At 62.7% G+C, this 2,306-nt stretch carries 1 protein-coding gene; it reads right to left on the bottom strand.

The window, feature by feature from the left end:
• Window positions 1-2,204: type IV secretory system conjugative DNA transfer family protein (locus ACNA7R_RS20025; RefSeq protein ID WP_416285298.1), on the bottom strand; the 2,204-nt coding region annotated here is incomplete at its 3' end.
• Between the last annotated feature and the right edge of the window lie 102 nt (window positions 2,205-2,306).

The following is a 2,306-nucleotide window of genomic DNA, read 5'->3' as shown; positions in this document are numbered from 1 at the left end:
GCTTCGAGGATCGCCTCACGGCCGTTCGTTAGTTCGTCGACTGTCGGGTGATCCCCCCGGAAGGTCTCGAAGGCCTCGGCGATCGCCGCGGGATCGGCGTCGGGACCGACCTCGAGCAGCGGCGTCGGATCAGCGGTGCCGTCGGGAAGGCTCTTCTCACCCTCACCTTGTTCGGCGATCGCGACGTCGAGACCGAGTTCGTTCAACGCGGGGTATGCGTCTCGGAGCACGAGCGAATGCAGGGCGCCGCCGGCGCTCTCGTCGTCGCCGACGTCCTGGATGCTCGAGACTACGTCGTCGCCGACGGATAGCCACAGCTCCCCGTCTCGTTCGTTCTCGGAGAGTTTCGAGTCGGGAATCGGCTTGAGAACGTTTCGCCAGAGCCGTTCGCGAGTGTCGATCCGGTCGGCTTCGAGACAGTCGGCGACAGCGGCGCGAATAGCGTCCTCGCACGCTTCGAGGGGAACGTCCCGGTCGTTACCCTCGGATCGGAGCGCGGCGTCGTACACGACCTTCGCGACATCTTGCTGGAGCGCCTCGTCACGGACCGACCCGACGTCGCCGGAACTGTCCCGGAGCAGTATCTCGCTCTTTATCTCTGCACTCGTGCGACGACGCCGGCCGTAGCGTTCCTGAGACTCGCTGATCAGCTGCTCGGTCTCGCGTTCGTCGCGCGTCTCAAGGACGTCAAGCGCGGGCTCGAGCGTTTGGACCTTGAACGAATCGGTCTTTTCGTCCCGGTCGTCGTGGGTCCGCATGAAGATCCGGTACTTCGAGAGCTCGAGGATATCCTTTGCCTCGATATCCTCGCTATGCTGTGGTGCGACGGCGGTCGCGTCTTGTGGATCGCCGACGTCGAAGGTGAGGAACGTCTTACAGTTGCCTTGGATCGCCCGGCGGATCCCCTCGGGAATCCCTATGTCGTCGTCGCTTCCGGTCTCAAGGTTCTGAGCCGCGAGCGTCAGCGAGAGCCCGAACGATCGGGCCTCCCGAAGGATGTTGTGTATCTCGCTTTCCTTTGAGACGATTTTGTCGAACTCGTCGATTACGCAGTAGAACTCCGGCGGGTCGGGCTCGCTCTCGGAGTACGTTTGCTCTCGGATCGCGACCCAAATGCGTCGGATCAACGCCGTCGCGATCATACGCTTTGCTGATCCGGAACTCGAGCGGTTCCGAACGACTATGATCTTCCCGTCGCGAACGGCGTCCTCGATGGAAATGGTCGACGTCGGGTGTGAGACGATGGATCGGGTCGTTCCGCTCTCTACCCACTCTTTTAAGCGCCGAATCAGTGGCTCAAGTTCGTCCTGATCCATGTCGGCGACGACGTCCTGAGCGTAGTCCTCGATCCATTCGATCCGAGCCTCACTGAGCATGTCGGCGTAGCGCTGTCGACCGTTCTCCTCGAGTAGCGCGTAGTAGGCGTCGAGTAGCGTCACACTTCGGTCAGTCCGAACCTGCCACTCGGCGAGACCACGGACGACGTTGCGGGTCACACCGGACATGCGAGCGCCCCATGCGGCATCGGGTCCGGCCGACTGAGCAAGCAGTGACTCGAGGTCGTCGGCGAGCGCTTCAACGGCGCTCTCGAAAGACTGAGAGTCGGGGTCGGGGTTCCGGAGCGGGACCTCGAGAAAGTTGAACCCAACTTCATACTCGGCGTCGGCGCCGATATCCAGAAAGATCAGGTCGTCCTCACGGCCTTCCGGGAGCAGCGAGATTATCTCGTCGGCGTCGTCGCCTTTCGGGTCGAAAAAGAGCCCGCCGTGACCACGCTGCATGATCTGACGGAAGTAGTTGATCAACAGCGTCGTCTTACCCATACCGGTCGACCCGCTCACGAATTGGTGCACGTTGAGCGTCTCGGGGCGAACGCCGGCTTCGACGCCGTTCCGAGTACCGAAGCCGTACCAGATAGGCGACTCGCGGTCGGTCTCAGTGAGCATGGCTCGTTGCTTCTCGCTCTGTGGTGAGGTTGCTCGGTCGAGCCCGACCTCGTCGAACGGGAACCGCGGCGTCCTCGGGGGAACGCCCTTCCCGGCGACGGTCATGGAGTAGTCGGCCTCTTGTGTGTTGAGGTCGGTCGGGACGTGACAGACGCCCGCTGTCGAGTCGGTCGAGAAAACCATGTCCCGATCGACCCACTCCCGAGCAGCGGCGCGCTCGAGGAGCTTCGGAAGCTTCTCCGCGCGTCTGAAATCCATCCCCTGGTTCCAGGGTGGGAGAGAAACGGGTCCGTCGGGGACGGAGGAACTCAGACGATCGTGGACGAAGCCTCCGTCCCCCCACCCCGTACCCGGACGCGT

The sequence above is a fragment of the Natronococcus sp. genome, from assembly GCF_047921035.1.
Lineage (GTDB): Archaea > Halobacteriota > Halobacteria > Halobacteriales > Natrialbaceae > Natronococcus.
This window is presented reverse-complemented; position numbering and strand designations above follow the sequence as displayed.